Below are 19,092 nucleotides of genomic sequence, written 5' to 3'. Positions count from 1 at the left end.
TTGTCCATATTTTTCGTATCTTTGCCTCCCGATGAATCCGGCCCCGGGCGACGTTCGCCCGCCGGAGGGTGGCCGGCATGGCACAGCCGCGTGGTCCGCTTCCGCAGGTCCGGATGATAAACGGTTAAACTGCCATTATGAAATTTTCTCGTATATGAAATTTTCTCGTAACCTCATTCTTGCCCTCAAGGGGTGTGCCATGGGAATGGCCGACGTGGTGCCCGGCGTCTCGGGCGGTACGATCGCCTTCATCTCGGGCATCTACGAAGAGCTCCTCAATTCGATCCGCAGCATCAATCTTACGGCCGTGAAGCTGCTGTTCCGGGGACGTTTCGGCGAATTCTGGCGCCACATCAACGGCGGCTTCCTGCTGTCCGTGCTGCTGGGTATCGCCGTGGCCATCTTCTCGCTGGCCCGGCTGATGATCTATCTGCTCGAATACCACCCGATCGCCATCTGGTCGTTCTTCTTCGGACTGATCATCGCCTCGGCCCTGCTCGTGGCCCGGCAGATCGGCCGCTGGAGCTGGCGGACCGTTCTTTCGTTCCTGGTCGGGGCCGCCGTGGCGTGGTGGATCACCGTCGCCTCGCCGACGCAGACCCCCGACGACTGGTGGTTCGTGATGCTCTCGGGCGCCATTGCCATCTGCGCCATGATCCTCCCGGGAATTTCCGGCGCCTTCGTCCTGCTGCTGCTGGGCAAATACCAGTTCATCATGGAGGCGGTCGCCAATCTGGATATTCCGATCATCGTGATCTTTGTGGTCGGGGCCCTGGCCGGCATTCTGGCCTTCTCGCACCTGCTCTCATGGCTGCTCAGGAACTGGCACGATCTGACGGTCGCCCTGCTGATGGGTTTCATGGTCGGATCGCTCAACAAGGTCTGGCCCTGGAAGCAGGTCGTTGAAACCTACGTCGACAGCCATGGCCAGGTGCAGCCGCTCATCGAGAGCAACATCTCGCCCGCGACCTTCGAGACCCTGTACGACAAGCCTGCCCTGCTCTCCGAAGCCATCATCCTCTGCATCGTGGGATTCCTCGTGATCTACGGCATCGAGGTACTGGCCCGCATCGTTGCCAAGAAAAACGAGAAATAATGAGACGTTTCGGACTGATCGGCCGCCCGCTGGGTCATTCGGCTTCGGCGGCCTACTTTACCGAAAAATTTGCCCGCGAGGGGCTCTCGGATCATGCGTATGCTCTGTATGAACTGCCTTCGATCGAGGCGCTGCCCGGTCTGCTGGAGCAGCATCCGGACCTTTGCGGACTCAACGTCACGATTCCCTACAAACGCGAGGTGATCCGCTATCTGAACGCCGTATCGCCCGAGGCACGGGCCATCGGGGCGGTGAACTGCATCCGCCGCACGCCGGATAAGGGCCTCGAGGGATTCAATACGGATATCATCGGGCTGCGCGAAGCGCTGAGCGAGTTGCTGGGGCTGGCCGAACCCGAGGAGGCGCTGATTCTCGGCACGGGCGGAGCGTCGCAGGCCGTGCAATATGCGTTGGCCGAGCGGGGAATCCCCTTTGCGCTGGTTTCGCGCGATGCGGCCAAGGGGAACTACACCTACGATAACCTGCCGTGTGAGGTGGTCGGGCGCAGCCGGCTGATTGTCAATGCATCGCCCGTAGGGACCTACCCCAACGTCGACGAGGCGCCGCGCATCCCCTACGCCTACATTACGCCGGAACACTACCTGCTGGATCTGGTCTACAATCCCGAGGTGACACGGTTCCTCGACTACGGACGGCAGCGCGGCGCGCACGTGCTGAACGGACGCACGATGTTCGTCGAACAGGCCGAGGCTTCGTGGCGGATCTGGAACGGACTGGAGGAGCGCTGATCAGCCCTGCTGCGACCCCGAAAGCGATTGCCGAAGGCACAAAGGCTTCATCCCGTCAGGGGTGAAGCCTTTTTTCATCACTTCGCAGTTCGCACTATCTGTGCTGCAGCAACATTTGGGCGCTCTCCAGATCCTCCTTGCGGACGACGACCTGCGCAGGCATAGTGCCGATGGGATAGATGGCCGACATGTATTCGTTGCGGATCGTCGACCAGATCCCCGCGCTGTCGAGCATCGACTTGGCAATCTCGGCTTCGGTAACGGTGTTGTATTCCGCCAATACAACCAACGAGTCGTCTTGCATAATCTTTCTTTTTTGGTTCGGTAGTTAAAGTTAAGCAATTTGTTGATAAAATACAAGAACAGCCCCGGGAATTCTCTGTAAATATCGTTATCTTTACAACGCTAAAATTTCCGGAAAATGTCCCAATTCGTACATCTTCACGTACATACGCAATACTCGATCCTCGACGGCCAGGCCAGCATCCCCAAGTTGGTCGACAAGGCCATCGCCGACGGTCAGCCCGGCATTGCCGTGACCGATCACGGCAACATGTTCGGCATCAAGGAGTTCTACAACTACGTCAAGAAGGTCAAGGGCAAATTCAAGGACAAGGCCGCGGAATGCGAAGCCCGTATCGCCGCCCTGCGCGACGGATCGGAGACGGTCGATGATCCCCAGGCCGAGATCGCCAAGTGCGAAAAACAGCTCGAGGAGCTGCACCGCAAGATGGCCTTCAAGCCCATCATCGGCTGCGAGGTCTACGTCGCCCGCCGCTCGCTCCACGACAAGGAGGGAAAGCCCGACCAGAGCGGTTATCACCTCATTCTGCTGGCCAAAAACCTCAAGGGGTATCACAACCTGATCAAGATCGTCTCGAAGGCCTGGACCGAGGGCTTCTACATGCGCCCCCGTACGGACCGCACCGAGATCGAGAAGTACCACGAGGGGCTGATCTGCTGTACGGCGTGTCTGGCCGGCGAGGTGCCGCGCGCCATCACGGCCAACGACATGGAGAAGGCCGAAGAGGCGATCCGCTGGTACAAGAACCTCTTCGGCGAGGACTACTACCTCGAGCTGCAGCTGCACAAGGCGACCGTCGAGCGGGCCAATCACGAGGCCTACCCCATGCAGTTGAATGTCAACAAACACCTGCGCGAGTTGGCCGCCAAATACAACGTGCGGATGATCTGCACGAACGATGTGCACTTCGTCGACGAGGACAACGCCGAGGCTCACGACCGGCTGATCTGCCTTTCGACGGGCAAGGACCTCGACGACCCGAAGCGCATGCTCTACTCCAAGCAGGAGTGGTTGAAGACGACGGCCGAGATGGCCTCGATCTTCGGCGAGTCGGATCCCGAGGCGATGGCCACGACGGTCGACATCTGCAACCAGGTCGAAACCTACTCGATTGACCATGCGCCGATCATGCCCAACTTCCAGATCCCGGCCGAATTCGGCACCGAGGAGGAGTATCGCAAACGCTTTACGGAGCAGGACCTCTACGACGAATTCACGCGCGACGAGAACGGCAATGTCGTCATGTCGGAGGAGGAGGGTCGCAAGAAGATCGAGAAGCTGGGCGGTTACGACAAGCTGTACCGCATCAAGTTCGAGGCCGACTACCTGACGAAACTCACCATGGAGGGTGCCCACCGCCGCTACGGCGAACATCTGACCGAGGAGCAGGAGGAGCGGCTGCGTTTCGAACTGCACGTCATGAAGACGATGGGTTTCCCGGGCTACTTCCTCATCGTGCAGGACTTCATCCGCGCCGCCCGCGAGGAGCTCGACGTCTCGGTGGGACCGGGGCGTGGCTCGGCCGCCGGTTCGGCCGTGGCCTACTGTCTGGGCATCACGCAGATCGACCCGATCGCCTATGACCTGCTGTTCGAGCGTTTCCTGAACCCGGACCGTATCTCGCTGCCCGATATCGACGTCGACTTCGATGACGACGGCCGCGGCCGCGTGTTGAACTGGGTAACCCAGAAATACGGCAAGGAGAAGGTCGCCCACATCATCACCTACGGTACGATGGCCACCAAACTCTCGATCAAGGATGTGGCCCGCGTGCAGAAACTCGTCCTCTCGGAGTCGGACCGTCTCTGCAAACTCGTCCCCGACAAAACACCCGAAGGCAAACCCGTCAAGAGCCTGGCCCAGGCCATCGAACTCGTCCCGGAGCTGAAGGCCGCCGAACAGTCGGACAACCCCGTGCTGCGCGATACGATCCGCTATGCCAAGATGCTCGAGGGGAACGTCCGCAATACGGGCGTGCACGCTTGTGGTACGATCATCTGCCGCGACGACATCACCGACTGGGTGCCCGTCTCGACGGCCGACGACAAGGAGACCGGTGAAAAGATGCTCGTCACGCAGTACGAAGGTTCGGTGATCGAGGATACGGGTCTGATCAAGATGGACTTCCTCGGTCTGAAGACCCTCTCGATCATCAAGGACGCCGTGGAGAACGTCTTCCAGACCAAAGGCAAGAAGATCGACATCGACGACTTCTCGATCATCAACGATCCGGCTACCTACAAGCTCTACTGCGAAGGCCGTACCGTTGGTACGTTCCAGTTCGAGTCCGCCGGCATGCAGAAGTACCTGCGCGAACTGCAGCCCTCGACCTTCGAGGATCTGATCGCCATGAACGCCCTCTACCGTCCCGGTCCGATGGACTATATCCCGGACTTCATCGCCCGCAAACACGGCCGGAGCCCGATCGTCTACGATATCCCGATCATGGAGAAATACCTGAAGGATACGTACGGCATCACGGTCTACCAGGAGCAGGTCATGCTGCTGTCGCGTCTGCTGGCCAACTTTACCCGCGGCGAATCCGACACGCTGCGCAAGGCCATGGGTAAGAAGCTCAAGGACAAGCTGGACCACCTAAAGCCCAAATTCATCGAAGGCGGCAAGAAGAACGGCCACGACGAGAAGGTGCTCGAAAAGATCTGGGCCGACTGGGAGAAGTTCGCCTCCTATGCCTTCAACAAGTCGCACGCCACGTGCTACTCGTGGGTGGCCTTCCAGACGGCCTATCTCAAGGCCAACTATCCGTCGGAGTACATGGCTGCGGTCCTGAGCCGAAACCTGACGAACATCGAGCAGTTGACGCTCTACATGAACGAGTGCAAGCGGATGGGAATCAGTGTGCTCGGTCCGGATATCAACGAGTCGGTGCAGGCCTTCTCGGCCAATCTGGCCGGCGACGTGCGCTTCGGTCTGGCCGCCGTGAAGGGGGTCGGCTCGGCCGCCGTGGAGAGCATCATCGTCGAACGCAAGGCCCGCGGCCCGTTCAAGGATATCTACGACTTCGTCGAGCGGGTCAACTATTCGCTCGTCAACCGCAAATGTCTCGAGAATCTGGCCTATGCCGGCGCCTTCGATTCGATCACGGACTTCGCCCGCGGCAAGTTCTTCGGCGTGGATACCCGCGATTCGAGCGGCGCCACCTTCATCGAACTGCTCATGCGTTACGGCCAGCGGTTCCAGAACGAGCAGAACAATGCTCAACAAAGCCTCTTCGGCGGTGGTGGTCATGTGGATATCCAGCGCCCGGTAACCCCGAGCTGCGCCGACTGGAGCCAGCTCGAAAAACTGGCCAAGGAGCGCGAAATGGTCGGACTCTACCTCTCGGCCCATCCGCTCGACGACTACAAGATCATTATCGACCACATGTGCAAGACCCAGCTTACGGAGCTCGAGAATCTCGATGCGCTCAAGGGGCAGGAGATTGCCGTGGCCGGCATGGTGATCAGCGTGCAGAACCTGATGACCAAGACCGGAAAGCCCTGGGGCCGCTTCAAGCTGGAGGACTACAACGGTTCACACGAATTCGCTCTCTTCGGCAAGGACTACGAGAACTTCCGCAAGTATCTCTTCCCGGATTATTTCCTCTTCATCCGCGGCAAGGTGCAGCCCCGCCCCTACAACGACAAGGAGCTGGAATTCAAGATCATCTCGATGGTTCAACTCTCGGAGGTGCGCGATACGATGATCAAGGAGATGTCGATCCAGCTGCCGATCGAGGAGGTCACCGAAACGCTGATCCGCGATCTGTCGGCCCGCATCCTCGAGGCAAAGGGCCAGACACGTCTGAAGGTGAACGTCTACGACCGGAATGCACAGGTCTCGCTGAGTCTCTTCTCGAAGAGCCACAAGGTGAGCCTCACGGCCGAACTGACCGACTATCTGGATGAAAATCAGATACATTATTCCATTGCATAACAACTTAAAAACACAAAAAAATGGCACTTGCAATCAACAAGGAGAATTTTGAAACACTCGTAGGCGGAGACAAACCCGTCGTAATCGACTTCTGGGCTGAGTGGTGCGGTCCGTGCCGCATGATCGCTCCCATCGTCGACGAACTGGCCGGCGAATACGAGGGCAAGGTCGTTATCGGCAAATGCGATGTCGAGCAGAACGACGATATTACGATGAAGTACGGCGTGCGGAACATCCCGACGATCATCTTCCTCAAGGGGGGCCAGGTCGTGGACAAACAGGTCGGCGCCTGCTCGAAGGATGCCCTCAAGGCCAAGATCGAAAAGCTGCTCTAAGCCGATGATTCACTGCGTGGATTACTGCGGCCTGCGGGCCGTGGAGTTCTCCAAGGGCGACTATGTGGCGCTGCTGATCCCCGAGATGGGAGCCAACCTCATCCGGCTGGCCGATACGCGCCGGGGCGTCGAGGTGCTGCATACTCCGACGGCGGAGGAGATCGAGACCTTCCGGCGTCGTCCGCAGGTCTACGGTTTGCCGATCCTCTTCCCGCCCAACCGCATCGCCGACGGACGGTTTACCTTCGACGGCCGCACTTACCGGCTCCCGATCACCAACGAAAAGGAGCACAACTTCCACCACGGATTTCTCAAGAGCCAACCGTTCCAGGTCTCGAAGGCCGTGGAGACCGACGATGAGGTGATGGTCGAATGCCGCTACTACTCGAATGCGGGTTGCGACGTGATTTTCCGCGATTTTCCGCATGAGTTCAAGTGCAAGATCATTTTCCACCTCTCGGCCCGCGGGTTGGAGCAGGAGGTGGTCTTCACGAACCGCAGCCGCGAGCGGATGCCCCTGGGTGTGGGATTCCACACGCCTCTGTGTATTCCGTTTGCCGGGGGCGAGAATGGCGACTACGTGATGCGGGTGGCCGTCGGCGAACAGGCTGAACTCGATGCGCGGAATCTTCCGACGGGCCGTAAACTGCCGCTCAACGCCCAGTTCGCACGGTTGCGTGAGGGCGGTCTGCGCGTGACGGGCTGCGAGCCGATTGAGGCGGGCTTCAAGCTGCGCGAGATCGAGGTCGATGGCAAACCCTACCGCGGAGCCCTGGTCGAGAATCTCCGCACGGGAGTTCGGGTCTTCTACGAGGTGGACGACCGGACGACCTACTGGACGATCTGGAACAACGGCGGGCAGGTGCCCTACTGCTGTCCCGAACCGCAGTCGTGGACGACCAACGCCCCGAATGCGGCCGATCCCGAGGCCGAAGGTTTCTGTGCGGTGGCTCCGGGCGAGTCGTGGAGCGCCAAATACCGGCTTTACGTGCGGCAGGTGGGCGAATAATTACGTTTTCAGGTGCGAAATATTCTGCCTGACAGCAGAATAAGATGCGTCATATAAAGCAAGGCGGGAGGTTGTTTTTCAACCTCCCGCGTCGCTTTAGAACGACTCCATGAATACGGTCTCGGAGAGTGGTTTGCGGAGTTTGTCGTGACGGTCGGGCGAGGCGGGTTCGCCGGCTCCGTAGCCGATGAGCAGGATATTCACCGGAACGACGTTATCCGGCAGGTGGAACTCCTCGCGCACGGCTTCGGGCTTGAACATGCAGATCCAAAGCGAGTCGAGTCCGAGCGAGGCGGCGCAAAGCATCATGTGGTCCGTGACGATCGAGGGTCGATGTCGGCGATCATCTTGCCGTCGTACTTGCGGGTCCACGCCTCGTCGGTCGCCGCACAGACGAGGATGGCCAGCGGAGCCCCGAAGTCCCGCGTGCAGCGGGCCAGGCGCTCCATCCCCTCCTTCGACTGGATGACAACGAGGCGCTGCGGCTGGCGATTGGCACCCGTCGGTGCGACGCGCCCCGCCTCGAGAATCTCCTGCAATTTTTCCGGCTCGACCTTCCGGTCCTGGTATTGACGGCAGGCATACCGTCTCTTGGCCAATGTGAGAAAATCCATCGTGTTCGGTTTTTTGTTCGAACAAAGGTACGAAAAATCACGCGGACGCGCAACAACTGCAAGTCCGGTCCGGTCGGCTGTGACGGAAGTTGTCAGTTGCGACTGACAAAGTGGCAGTCCCGCACGAGTGGCACACCCTTTGTGGATCTCCGGAGCAGAAAAAAACGAAAAAACAATACCTGTACTATGAAAAACGGAAAAATCGGAGTTACGACGGAAAACATCTTCCCCGTCATCAAGAAATTCCTCTATTCGGATCACGAGATCTTTCTGCGTGAGCTGATTTCCAACGCCGTGGATGCCACCCAGAAGCTGAAGACCCTCTCGGCCAAAGGCGAGATGAAGGGCGATCTGGGCGATCTGACGATCCACGTCTCGGTGGACCCGAAGGCCCGGACCCTTACGGTTACCGACCGCGGTATCGGCATGACGGCCGAGGAGCTGGACAAGTATATCAACCAGATTGCCTTCTCGGGTGCCGAGGAGTTTATGGCCAAATACAAGGACCAGGCCATTATCGGTCACTTCGGACTGGGCTTCTACTCGGCCTTCATGGTGGCTGACAAGGTCGAGATCTTCACCCGCTCGTGGCAGGAGGGGGCCAAGGCCGTGCACTGGAGCTGCAGCGGAACCCCCGAATTCGAGATGGAGGAGACCGACGAGGCGCGTGACCGCGGCACGACCATCGTGCTGCATCTCTCCGAGGATACGAAGGAGTATGCCGAGGAGTCGAAGGTCTCGGAACTGCTGAAGAAATACTGCCGCTTCCTGCCCGTGCCCATTGCCTTCGGCAAGGTCAAGGAGTGGAAGGAGGGCAAGTATGTCGATACGGACAAGGACAACATCATCAATGACGTCGACCCGCTCTGGACCCGCAAGCCGGCGGAGATCACCGAGGAGCAGTACAAGGAGTTTTATCGCGAGTTGTACCCGCTGAGTGACGAGCCCCTCTTCTCGATCCATCTGAACATCGACTACCCGTTCCACCTGACCGGTATTCTCTACTTCCCGAAAATCCACAACAACTTCGACATCCAGCGTAACAAGATCCAGCTGTACTGCAACCAGGTTTACGTGACGGATCAGGTCGAGGGAATCGTGCCGGAGTATCTGACGCTGCTGCACGGCGTGATCGACTCGCCGGACATTCCGCTGAACGTTTCGCGCAGCTATCTGCAGAGCGATTCGAACGTGAAGAAGATCTCGAGCTACATCACCCGCAAGGTGGCCGACCGTCTGCAGGAGCTCTTCAACACGATGCGCCCCGATTACGAGTCGAAGTGGGACGATCTGAAGATCTTCATCCAGTACGGCATTCTGACCGACGAGAAGTTTGCCGAAAAGGCCGAGAACTTCATGCTCTGGAAGAATGTCGAAGGCAAGTACTTCACGCCGAAGGAGTATCTCGAGAAGGTCAAGGAGAATCAGACCGACAAGAACAAGACAGTCGTCTTCCTGTACGTGGACGATCCCGAGGAGAAGTACACCTCGCTCGAGGCCGCCAAGGCCAAGGGCTACGACGTGCTGATCATGGACGGCCAGCTGGACAGCCACTACATCAACTGGTATGAGTCGAAGAACAAGGAGAGCCGTTTCGTACGGGTCGACAGCGACGTGATCGACAAGCTGATCCAGAAGGAGGACAGCATCAAGATGTCGCTTACGGAGGCTCAGCAGGAGTTGCTGACGCCGGTCTTCGAGAGCCAGATGCCCAAGGATGAGAAGATTCACTACAACATCTCGTTCGAGGCGATGGAGCCCGACGAGGCGCCGGTCGTCATCACACAGAACGAGTTCATGCGCCGTATGAAGGAGATGGCCCGCATGGGCGGTGGCGGCATGAGTCAGTTCTACGGCCAGATGCCCGACAACTTCACCATCGCGGTGAACGGCAACCACCCCATCGTGATCCGGATTCTCGAGGATGTCGAGAAGGCCTACGGCGACAAGCTGAAGACCACGACCAAGAAGATCGACGCTGCCATAGCCGAGGAGAAGCGTTTCGAGGAGGTCACCAAGGACAAGAAGGAGGCCGATCTGACGCCCGAGGAGAAATCCATGCGCGAGGAGCTGTCGAAGAAGGTTGTCACGCTGCGTGACGAGCGCAACCAGCGGCTGCGCGAGATCGGTGCCGGCAACAAGCTCGTCAAGCAGATCATCGACCTGGCCCTGTTGACCAACGGCATGCTGAAGGGCAAGAACCTGACCGACTTCATCCAGCGGTCGATCTCGCTCATCGAGAAGTAATCGGACGGAGTCCCCTGCGCGGGATTCGTTCCGGGAAACGGCAACGGGCCGGACTTTCCGTCGTGGAAGTCCGGCCCGTTTTTTTATATATGGAAGATGACGCGGGTCAGTTGTCCGCTTTCCCGCAGGCAAACTGTTCCAATTGTACCCAGTTCCCCGACTGGATCGCCGGGATAGCTCGGAGGATGCGTTCGTCCGACCACTCCCACCAGCGGATACGCAGCAGAAGTTCAATCACCTCGGAGGCGAAGCGTCTGCGAATGGGTCGAGCAGGGACGCCCCCGACAATCGTATATGGAGCCACGTCGCGGGTGATAACGGCTCGCGTTCCTATCACAGCTCCGTCACCGATCCGAACGCCGGCCAATATGGCAGCCTCGTAACCGATCCACACGTCGTTGCCGACGACAATATCTCCCTTGCAGTCCCAGGCTTCGGCAACCTGCGTCCGGTCGCCCTGCCACTCCTCGTAGAAGAGCGGGAAGGTGTAGGTGGAAAGCGACCGCAGCGTGTGGTTGGCACAGTTGAAAAGGAATTTTGCTCCACAGGCAATCGAACAGAAACGCCCGATGATGAGCCGCTCGTGGTGGACGGGATAATGGTAGAGAATATTGTTGGTGGCGAAAAGGCGCGGGTCGGATCTGAAATCGTTATAGATCGTATAGTCGCCGATTTCAATTTGCGGATCGTCGATGACGGCATTCAGATAGACAGTCTGCCGGTCGCCTGTCCGCGGATAGATTTTGTTCATCATGTTTTCAGTCTTTTAAAGCGTTATTCGTTCAGAATCAGATACAATCATCCGGTCGGAACCGTTGGGCAGTTCCGACACGACAGATAATCGGATTCAGATACAGCGCTTCATCGTGAAAACATCATTTTTTTCTGATCTTTACTCGGCTGGCTCCTCCGTCCAGTGCGGGCGGATCAGATCGAGGAACCACTCCGGGCAGCGGCACGGACGACGCGTATCGCTGTGGATAAAGCCCAGCTGCGTCATGCCCGTGTTGATCAGTTCGCCCTTCTCGTTGTAGATCTCGTAGAAGAAGTTGATGCGTGTCGAGGGGATCTCCCGAAGGATGATCCGCACCGTCAGCAGTTCGTCGAAATAGGCCGGTTTCCGGTACTTGGACTGCACTTCGAGGATCGGCATCATGATGCCGCGGCGCTCAACCTCGGCAAACGACATGCCCAGATGGCGCAACAGTTCGCTCCGCGCCGCCTCGTAGTAGCAGATGTAGTTCGAATGGTGGCAGATGGCCATCTGGTCGGTATGCTTGTACCAGACCCTGATTTTGCAATCGTGGCTCAGCATGATTATCGGATTTTTGGGTTTGTCACTTGTTTTCAGGAGAATCGTTCTCCGCAACAGGCCGATCCTGCCGGAGGCTCTTCGAAAGCGGATGTCCCAGCAGATGCTCGGCACCGGCAAGATCTCCCGATTCGAACCGTTGCCGGATGGCGGTCGAACTGACCCGTACGCCGTCGACCGTACACGGCCCTACGCGAATCACCCGCAGGCGTTCGCACACCTGCGGATCGTCACACGCCAGGCCGTCGTGGCCGAAGCGGTGGTTGAAGCCCGCCACAAGCGTTTCGGCGCCGAGGCGGCCGATCAGGTATCGGTCGACGAACTCCCGGCCCGTGAGGGCGCTGAACGTCCGGTCGAACGGTATGACGATCAGGTTGTCAACCCCCAACCCCTCCAGCAGGGCAATCTTTTCATCGAGGGTCGTCAGCAACCGGAGCCCTTCGGCTCGCCCCAGCGCGATGCGCGGATGCGGTTCGAAGGTCATCACGATGCTCTCACCTCCGGCAACACGGGCCTCGCCGACAAGTCGCTCGATCAGCGCCCGGTGGCCGAGATGCACACCGTCATACGACCCGACGGTGACCGCCGGATGGTCGAAATGCGGAAGATGTTCAAATCCGTAAAATACGCGCATTCTACGAATTGGCGTTGGCGTCGTTCTCCTTGACGAAGTAGGCGACCTTTTCGAGCAGCGTCGTGATGTCGTAATTCTCGACCACAATTCCTTGCGGGAAGTTCAACGGTGTGGAGGTGAAGTTCAGTACTCCCTTGATGCCGGCGTTGATGATCGGCAGAACGAGCGTCGGGGCCACCTTCGTGGGTGACGATACGATCACGATCGAGATGTCCTTGTCCTCGACCTCCTTCTCGAACGTATCCATGTGGTAACACGGAATGCCGTCGATGATCTTGCCCACCTTCTCGGGATCGACATCGAACGCCGTCGTGATCTTCAGCTTCAACCCCTTGCCGTTGAAGTACTTCGTGATGGCCTGACCCAGGTGGCCCATACCCAACACGGCGATATTCATCGGTGTGGGGCTGTCGAGGATGTTGCTGATGTATTCGATCAGCACCTGTACGTCATACCCCTTTTTCGTATCGCTCGAGAATCCGATCAGCATCAGATCGCGGCGCACCTGTACGGCCGTAATGCCGTGGATGCCCGCCAGAACATGCGAAAAGACGTGCGTGATTCCCTGTCGGTGGCACGAAAGCAGTGTCCGCCGGTACTCGCTCAACCGCTCGATGGTCTTCTCGGGAATCGTATTCGTCAGTGTTGCCATGACTATTCGATGGTTATCGTGAAATCATTGTGGTAGTTCACCCGCGTCCAGTTGTAATTGACGTGGTTGGCGCGACCGACCGGCCGGGTGAACAGATACGTGGTCTGCAGCGGCGTGTAGCGGTGATCCTCCAGGTCATACTCGATATCGCCGTACATGGCCGGCGCGAAGATCATCGCCGTGTCGTAACCGCGATAGGAGAACAGCGTCGGCAGCATGCCGAACGATCGCAGATAGGCGTCGTCGAAAGCCTTGACCACCTCCGAGTCGCGTTTGGCATGGTAGGTTGAGATGAAGACCACGCGATCCTTGAAGAAGATTGCCCGGTCGAGGTTGTTGTAACGGTTCCAGCGGGCATTGCCCAGGACGGTGAACTTCGGAGCCGTGCGTCCGCGCGAGGTGATGCTCGTGTCGGCCGAGGCCAGTCCGGCAAGAATGCGGTCCACATCCACCTCGTTGTCCGAAAGAATCACGAAGACGTTGTCCGCATCGTTCTCCAGCAGCGGAGTCAGATCGCTCGAGCCTTGGGCCCCCTGCTGATACCGATAATTATAGCGCTCGTAAGGCCGGTTGCCCAGCAGCGCAAGGATCTCGTGCTCGAACTCCCGGTCGACGGTCTGCGTATAGATCAACGTCACCCGTTTGTCGGCGGCCACCAGATCGCGCACCTTCTCGTACTTGCGGTCCGGATCGGGTGCCAGCTGGAAAAGCACGTCGCTGTTCATCCGTTCGATGTTGGCCAGCGGCGAAACGACCGGAATCTGGTGCTTCTCGGCATAACGGACCACCGGATAGAGTCCCTCTTCGTAGACGGGCCCCACAATCAGATGGGTGCGCCGGAATGCCTTGTCTTCGAGAATCGAAACGATACGGGCGCTGTCACGGGCCGTGTTGTAGAGATCAACATTGACCGAGATGCCCGACTTCTGCTTTACGCTGTCCAGACCCAGCAGAAAACCCTGGTAAAATTCTAGGTAGTTACCATTGGGCTCGCCGTTGATTGCCAACGGCAGAAGCACCGCCACATTGAGCGCTTCGCTGCGTCGCAACGCCCGGAACTCGATCGGTTCCACGTCGTCGAAGGGCGGCAGCGAATCACGACGCAGCGTATCCTCGGTTGCCGCGGGCTCTTTTTTATCCTCTCCCGGGACAACGATCATCGCTCCGGCCTTCAGATCGGCCGGCTTCAGTCCACCGTTGAGTGCACTCAACTGCTCTTCCGTGATCCCGAACCGGCGCGACAACGAATAGAAGGTCTCGCCGGCATGGACGATATGATACGACGTACCCGTTTCGGCCACGCTGTTCAACGACTTTTGGTAGGCCTCCCACTGCTGCTGGGTTCCGGCCGCCGTTTCCGAGCCGATCTGTTTGCGGCGGATCAGCACCCGTTCGCCGGGGCGCATGTGCAGCGGATCGAGGTTCGGATTGTCGGCCATCAGCGTCTTGACCGGAATCTCGTACTGACGCGACAGGACGAAGAGCGTCTCGCCCGGCGCGACCTGGTGGAAATTGAACGTCTTGCGCAGTTTGCGCTCCGACATGATCTCCGGCGCCTCGGCCACGTAGGGAATCTTGATGTTCTGATTGGTCTTCAGCCCGCGGACTATCGAGGGGTTGTTCTCCACGATCACCTGTTCGCCCACGCCGTAGGTCTTCGAGAGTCCATAGAGCGTCTCCCCGGCCTGCACCGTATGGATGTAGTATTTAGCCCCGTTGATGTAGACGATCGTCGTGGACTTCCCGCCCGCCAGGGCCGAAAGCCCCCACGCAATCATCAGCAGGGTGGCACAGAGTCGTTTCATCGTCTATTTGTTCTGCAGTTTGTCCCGCATGCGGATCTCGGTGATCACCTTTTTCGTATAGAGCGGGAAATCGCCGTTCATCATCCAGGCATAGTAGCTCGGCTCCATGCGGAAAACCTCCGCCACGGAGCGTCCCTTGTACTTGCCGAATCCGAAGATCTCCTCGCCTTTCTCGTTGTAGAGAATCCGCCCGGCATAGTCGGCCGATTCGCCCCGGCTGGAGAATTCGGCCAGTTTGTCGACGTCGTTCTCCAGATCCGGATAGCGGTCCAGCTGCGCCTTGAGCACCTCGTAGGTGGCCTTCGTGTCGGCCTCGGCCGAGTGGGCATCGTCCAGATCGCGGTCGCAGTAGAACTTGTAGGCTGCAACCAGCGTACGCTGCTCCTTCTTGTGGAAGATGTTCTGCACGTCGATGAACTTGCGGCGTTTGAAATCCACATCCACCCCGGCCCGCAGGAACTCCTCGACCAGCACCGGAAGATCGAACCGGTTCGAATTGAAACCGCCGAAATCACAGCCGCGGATGAACTGTTCGAGCGACTTGGCCACCTGGGCAAAGGTCGGACAATCCTTCACGTCGTCGTCCGTGATGCCGTGGACGGCCGTCGCCTCTTCGGGGATGTGCATCCCGGGGTTCAGCCGCCGGGTCTTCGTGATCTCCTCGCCGTCGGGCATCACCTTGATCATCGAGATCTCCACGATCCGATCCCGGGCCGTATCGACCCCGGTGGTCTCCAGATCGAAGAAAATGATCGGGCGCTTGAGATTCAACTTCATTTCGGAGGGCCTTATGCGTTGATCATCATCGGCATGAGCAGCATCAGCGTCGAGCTGGTCTGCTTGTCGTCATAGACCGGTTTGAAGACGCCGGCACGCGTCGAGTCGGCCAGTTCGATCACCACCGTCGGCGTGTCCATGTTCGAGAGGATCTCGACCAGGAACGTCGACTTGAAGCCGATCGAAATGGGCTGTCCGTCGTAGCTGCACGAAATCGTCTCGTTGGCCGATACCGAAAAGTCGATATCCTGTGCCGTGAGGTTGATCCTGTTGTCGGCGATATCCATGCGGATGAGGTTGGTCGTGGGGTTCGAGCAGACCGCAACGCGTTTGATACCGTTGACCAGCTCGATGCGGTCGACCAGCACCTTGTTGGGGTTGTTGGCCGGGATCACGGCGTTGTAGTTCGGGTAGTTGCCCTCGATCAGACGGCATACCAGCGTGTGGCTCTTGAGCGTGAACATGGCGTTCTTCGAATCGAAGGCCATATCAATGGCGTCGTCCTCCTTCAGCAACACCGACTTGAGCAGGTTGGCCGGTTTTTTGGGCAGGATGAATGAGGCCGTCACTTCGTTCTCGGTCTCCGATTCATACTTGACCAGTTTGTGGGCATCCGTTCCGACGAAGGTCAGCGTGCCGGGGGCCAGGCTGATGTAGATACCGTTCATCACGGGGCGAAGCTCATCGTCGGCCGTGGCAAAGATCGTCTTGTTGATGCCGTTGACCAGCATGTCGACATCCATGCGGAGCTCCTTGCGCTCGGCGCTCAGCTGCGGAACGGACGGGTAGCTCACGGCGCTGGCGCCCGGAATCGAGAGCGATCCGCTCTTCCAGTTGATCTTGATCTCCCAGTTCTTGTCGTTGACCTCGATCGTCAGCGGCAGTTCGGGGAACTCCTTCAGCGAATCGAGCATCAGTTTGGCCGGAGCGGCGATCGTGCCTTCGCTTTCGACGCTGTCGACCTCGATCTGGCCGACGAGCGTCGTCTCGAGATCCGACGTGGTCACCGTCAGTGTCGTACCGTTGAGCTCCATGAGGAAGTAGTCCAGAATGGGAAGCGTATTCTTGTTGCTGATCACTTTGCCGGTCGTTGCCAGAAGAGAGAGCAGCGCCGAACTTGATACGGAAAATTTCATAGTTGTATTTCTGTTATTAAAGAGATTCGTGTTGTCGTTATATTTTTATCGGGGGCGTCGGGCGTCGGTTCGTCCGGGTCAGTCCAGCGCCGCCAGTTTGTCGAGTGCCATGGCGATCATCCGTTTGACGAAGGGTTTGTAGTCGGTGTCGGCTTCGAGGGCGATGCGCTGTGCGATGATCGTGCAGATCGTGGCGGCGCGGTGACCCATCAGGGCCGAGAGTCCGGCCAGCGCCGACCCCTCCATCTCGAAATTGGTGATGCGGCGGCCCCGGAAGTCGAACGATTCGATCTTCTCGTTCAGGTGGATATCGTGGGGTTCGAGACGTACCCAGCGGCCCTGCGGGGCGTAGAAGCCCGGGGCGGCGATGGTGATCCCCTCACGCGTCGTATCGCGGAAATGCTCGAAAAGGGTCTTGTCGGCGTTGACGAAGTAGGGACGCGGCATCTTTTCGTACCAGCCCGTGTGGCGGACGAAAGCCTCCTCCAGCTCCAGATCGCAGACCGCATCGCGTCCCTTGTAGTAGCTCAGCAGGCCGTCGAAGCCGCATGACGTGCGTGAGAAGACGAACTCCCCGACGCGGATATCGGGCTGGATGGCGCCCGAGGTCCCGAGCCGCACGAGGGTCAGCTGCTGTTTTTCGGGCTTCTCCTGCCGCGTGGCGAAGTCGATGTTGGCCAGAGCATCGAGCTCCGTGACACAGATGTCGATGTTGCCGATGCCGATGCCCGTCGAAAGGACGGTCATGCGTTTTCCCCGGTAGGAACCCGTCACGGTACGGAATTCGCGGTTGGAGACTTCGCACTCCTTCGTGTCGAAATGCTCGGCCACGAGGGCCACCCGACCCGGATCACCGACCAGAATGACCGTCGGGGCCAGCTGCTCGGGACGCAGGTGGAGATGAAAAATCGAACCGTCGTCGTTGATAATCAATTCGGAAGCGGGGATAGTCCTCATATTTTGTTGGTTTTAAATTTTCATAATTGGCATAAAAGTAATATATTTACCTCGAATATCAAAACTTCACCGCGAATTTTCTTCTTGTAAAATACCTGTAAAACCATAGAAACATGACGCTCATCAAATCCATTTCGGGCATCCGCGGAACCATCGGAGGCCCTACGGGCGAGAATCTCACACCGCTCGATATCGTGAAGTTCACGACGGCCTACACTCGTCTGATCTCCCGCCGCAATCCCGGCAAACGGCTCACCATCGTCATCGGCCGCGACGCCCGTCTGTCGGGCGAACTGGTGATGGATTTGGTCGAAGGAACGCTGCTGGCCTGCGGCGCCGACGTCATCAACGTGGGGCTCTGCACCACACCCGGCACCGAAATGGCCGTCATCACGCGCAAGGCCGACGGAGGCATCATCCTCACCGCCTCGCACAACCCCCGCCAGTGGAACGCCCTCAAGCTGCTCAACGCCCACGGCGAATTCCTCTCGGCGGCCGAGGGGCAGGAGGTGCTCGAACTGGCCGAGGACGAGTCGTTCGAGTTCCCGCCGATCGACCGGATTGGACACCTCCTCGCACGCGAGGACTTCAACGACGAGCACATCCGCCAGGTGCTGGCCCTGCCGCTGGTCGATGTCGAGGCCGTGCGCAAACGCCGCTTCAAGGTGGTCATCGACGCCGTGAACTCCGTGGGCGGCATCGTCATGCCGAAGCTGCTGCGCGAATTGGGCTGCGAGGTGGTCGAGCTCAACTGCGAGCCCACGGGCGAATTTGCCCACAACCCTGAACCGCTGCCCGAGAACCTGACCGAAATTTCGAAGGTCATCGTCCGTGAGAAGGCCGATTTGGGCGTGGTGGTCGATCCCGACGTCGACCGGCTGGCCTTCGTTTCGGAGGACGGTTCGATGTTTGTCGAGGAGTATACGCTGGTGGCCGTGGCCGACTACATCCTCACGGAGCATCCGGGCGGCGTGACGGTTTCGAATCTCTCCTCGTCGCGGGCGCTGCGCGACGTGACGGAGCGTCACGGCGGCAAGTACTACGCTTCGGCCGTCGGCGAGGTCAACGTCACGACGAAGATGAAGGAGGTCGGAGCCGTCATCGGCGGCGAGGGCAACGGCGGAGTGATCTATCCCGAGCTTCACTACGGGCGTGACGCTCTGGTCGGTACGGCCCTCTTCCTCACGTGGCTCGCCAAGCGCGGAATGACCATGACCCAGCTGCGCGCCACTTACCCCTCCTACTACGCCTCGAAGAACAAGATCGAGCTGACGCCGGCCATCGACGTAGATAAAGTGCTGCGTGAGATAAAGGCCCGTTATGCCAGTGAGAAAGTGAACGATATCGACGGCGTGAAGATCGACTTCCCGAACAACTGGGTCCACCTGCGCAAGTCGAACACCGAGCCCATCATCCGTGTCTATACCGAGGCGCGGTCGATGAAGGAGGCCGACGAGCTGGCTCAGCGTTTCATCGCCGAAATCAAGCAGATCTGCAATTTACAGTAAGGAGATGGCAGGTCCGTCACG

General features: G+C 58.7%; 18 protein-coding genes. 7 read left to right on the top strand and 11 right to left on the bottom strand.

Going from position 1 to position 19,092, the window contains the following annotated elements:
- Nucleotides 1-154 precede the first annotated feature (154 nt).
- Together PUQ42_RS03995 and PUQ42_RS03990 are read left to right on the top strand one after the other, a co-directional pair.
- On the top strand, nucleotides 155-1,096 hold the full coding sequence (locus tag PUQ42_RS03995) for a polyprenyl-phosphate transporter (RefSeq protein ID WP_087310296.1): 942 nt from the start codon (nucleotides 155-157) through the stop codon (nucleotides 1,094-1,096).
- The gene (locus PUQ42_RS03990) at nucleotides 1,096-1,845 is read left to right on the top strand and encodes a shikimate dehydrogenase family protein (RefSeq protein WP_273371200.1); all 750 of its coding nucleotides are present in this window, start codon (nucleotides 1,096-1,098) and stop codon (nucleotides 1,843-1,845) included. The genes PUQ42_RS03995 and PUQ42_RS03990 overlap by 1 nt, the downstream gene beginning before the upstream one ends.
- A 94-nt stretch (nucleotides 1,846-1,939) precedes the next feature.
- On the opposite strand, the gene PUQ42_RS03985 is transcribed toward PUQ42_RS03990, so the two are convergent.
- On the bottom strand, nucleotides 1,940-2,149 hold the full coding sequence (locus PUQ42_RS03985; protein WP_087310301.1) for a putative signal transducing protein: 210 nt from the start codon (nucleotides 2,147-2,149) through the stop codon (nucleotides 1,940-1,942).
- Between the two features lie 117 nt (nucleotides 2,150-2,266).
- Between PUQ42_RS03985 and dnaE the strand changes: the two genes are divergently transcribed.
- From dnaE to PUQ42_RS03970, 3 genes are read left to right on the top strand one after another with little or no spacing between them, the layout of a single operon-like run.
- A complete protein-coding gene (dnaE, locus tag PUQ42_RS03980; RefSeq protein ID WP_087404684.1) occupies nucleotides 2,267-6,085 on the top strand; it encodes a DNA polymerase III subunit alpha in 3,819 nt (1,272 codons plus the stop codon).
- Nucleotides 6,086-6,105: 20 nt separating this feature from the next.
- On the top strand, nucleotides 6,106-6,420 hold the full coding sequence (trxA, locus tag PUQ42_RS03975; protein ID WP_087310305.1) for a thioredoxin: 315 nt from the start codon (nucleotides 6,106-6,108) through the stop codon (nucleotides 6,418-6,420).
- Between the two features lie 4 nt (nucleotides 6,421-6,424).
- Nucleotides 6,425-7,429: an aldose 1-epimerase gene (locus PUQ42_RS03970; RefSeq protein ID WP_273371197.1), complete on the top strand. Its 1,005-nt coding sequence runs from the start codon at nucleotides 6,425-6,427 to the stop codon at nucleotides 7,427-7,429.
- 96 nt (nucleotides 7,430-7,525) lie between these two features.
- Here the strand turns inward: PUQ42_RS03970 and PUQ42_RS10380 are convergent, their stop codons facing one another.
- Nucleotides 7,526-7,738 carry a nitroreductase family protein gene (locus PUQ42_RS10380; RefSeq protein WP_337956023.1) on the bottom strand — a complete coding sequence of 71 codons (213 nt, stop codon included), beginning with the start codon at nucleotides 7,736-7,738 and terminating at the stop codon, nucleotides 7,526-7,528.
- Nucleotides 7,735-8,043, bottom strand: coding sequence for a nitroreductase family protein (locus PUQ42_RS10375; RefSeq protein ID WP_337956022.1), 309 nt, complete (start codon nucleotides 8,041-8,043; stop codon nucleotides 7,735-7,737). The genes PUQ42_RS10380 and PUQ42_RS10375 overlap by 4 nt, the downstream gene beginning before the upstream one ends.
- A 186-nt stretch (nucleotides 8,044-8,229) precedes the next feature.
- On the opposite strand from PUQ42_RS10375, the gene htpG reads away from it, so the two are divergent.
- On the top strand, nucleotides 8,230-10,290 hold the full coding sequence (gene htpG / locus PUQ42_RS03960) for a molecular chaperone HtpG (RefSeq protein WP_122120855.1): 2,061 nt from the start codon (nucleotides 8,230-8,232) through the stop codon (nucleotides 10,288-10,290).
- A 106-nt stretch (nucleotides 10,291-10,396) separates the two neighbouring features.
- On the opposite strand, the gene PUQ42_RS03955 is transcribed toward htpG, so the two are convergent.
- From PUQ42_RS03955 to PUQ42_RS03920, 8 genes are all read right to left on the bottom strand, one after another.
- Nucleotides 10,397-11,044 carry a CatB-related O-acetyltransferase gene (locus tag PUQ42_RS03955; RefSeq protein WP_273371195.1) on the bottom strand — a complete coding sequence of 216 codons (648 nt, stop codon included), beginning with the start codon at nucleotides 11,042-11,044 and terminating at the stop codon, nucleotides 10,397-10,399.
- A gap of 138 nt (nucleotides 11,045-11,182) precedes the next feature.
- Nucleotides 11,183-11,605 carry an acyl-CoA thioesterase gene (locus PUQ42_RS03950; RefSeq protein ID WP_122120859.1) on the bottom strand — a complete coding sequence of 141 codons (423 nt, stop codon included), beginning with the start codon at nucleotides 11,603-11,605 and terminating at the stop codon, nucleotides 11,183-11,185.
- A gap of 22 nt (nucleotides 11,606-11,627) precedes the next feature.
- Nucleotides 11,628-12,236 carry an FAD synthase gene (locus PUQ42_RS03945; protein WP_122120860.1) on the bottom strand — a complete coding sequence of 203 codons (609 nt, stop codon included), beginning with the start codon at nucleotides 12,234-12,236 and terminating at the stop codon, nucleotides 11,628-11,630.
- Nucleotide 12,237: 1 nt separating this feature from the next.
- Nucleotides 12,238-12,888 (bottom strand): redox-sensing transcriptional repressor Rex, encoded by a 651-nt coding sequence (locus PUQ42_RS03940; protein ID WP_087310319.1) that lies wholly within the window; start codon nucleotides 12,886-12,888, stop codon nucleotides 12,238-12,240.
- 2 nt (nucleotides 12,889-12,890) lie between these two features.
- Complete coding sequence (locus PUQ42_RS03935) at nucleotides 12,891-14,693, bottom strand: amino acid ABC transporter substrate-binding protein (RefSeq protein ID WP_273371192.1); 1,803 nt, start codon at nucleotides 14,691-14,693, stop codon at nucleotides 12,891-12,893.
- A 3-nt stretch (nucleotides 14,694-14,696) separates the two neighbouring features.
- Nucleotides 14,697-15,470, bottom strand: a complete 774-nt coding sequence (locus tag PUQ42_RS03930; protein WP_273371189.1) for a 3'-5' exonuclease — start codon at nucleotides 15,468-15,470, stop codon at nucleotides 14,697-14,699.
- A gap of 11 nt (nucleotides 15,471-15,481) precedes the next feature.
- A complete protein-coding gene (gene dnaN / locus PUQ42_RS03925; protein WP_273371187.1) occupies nucleotides 15,482-16,606 on the bottom strand; it encodes a DNA polymerase III subunit beta in 1,125 nt (374 codons plus the stop codon).
- 78 nt (nucleotides 16,607-16,684) lie between these two features.
- Nucleotides 16,685-17,563: a nucleoside phosphorylase gene (locus PUQ42_RS03920; protein ID WP_087310327.1), complete on the bottom strand. Its 879-nt coding sequence runs from the start codon at nucleotides 17,561-17,563 to the stop codon at nucleotides 16,685-16,687.
- Nucleotides 17,564-17,676: 113 nt separating this feature from the next.
- Here PUQ42_RS03920 and glmM point away from each other — a divergent pair, with 113 nt between their 5' ends.
- The gene (gene glmM, locus PUQ42_RS03915; RefSeq protein WP_273371184.1) at nucleotides 17,677-19,071 is read left to right on the top strand and encodes a phosphoglucosamine mutase; all 1,395 of its coding nucleotides are present in this window, start codon (nucleotides 17,677-17,679) and stop codon (nucleotides 19,069-19,071) included.
- The last annotated feature ends 21 nt before the right edge of the window (nucleotides 19,072-19,092 follow it).

The sequence above is a fragment of the Alistipes megaguti genome, assembly GCF_944320325.1.
GTDB classification, from domain to species: domain Bacteria; phylum Bacteroidota; class Bacteroidia; order Bacteroidales; family Rikenellaceae; genus Alistipes; species Alistipes megaguti.
Note: the sequence above shows the minus strand (reverse complement) of the source record. Positions and strands in the feature narration are given on the sequence as shown.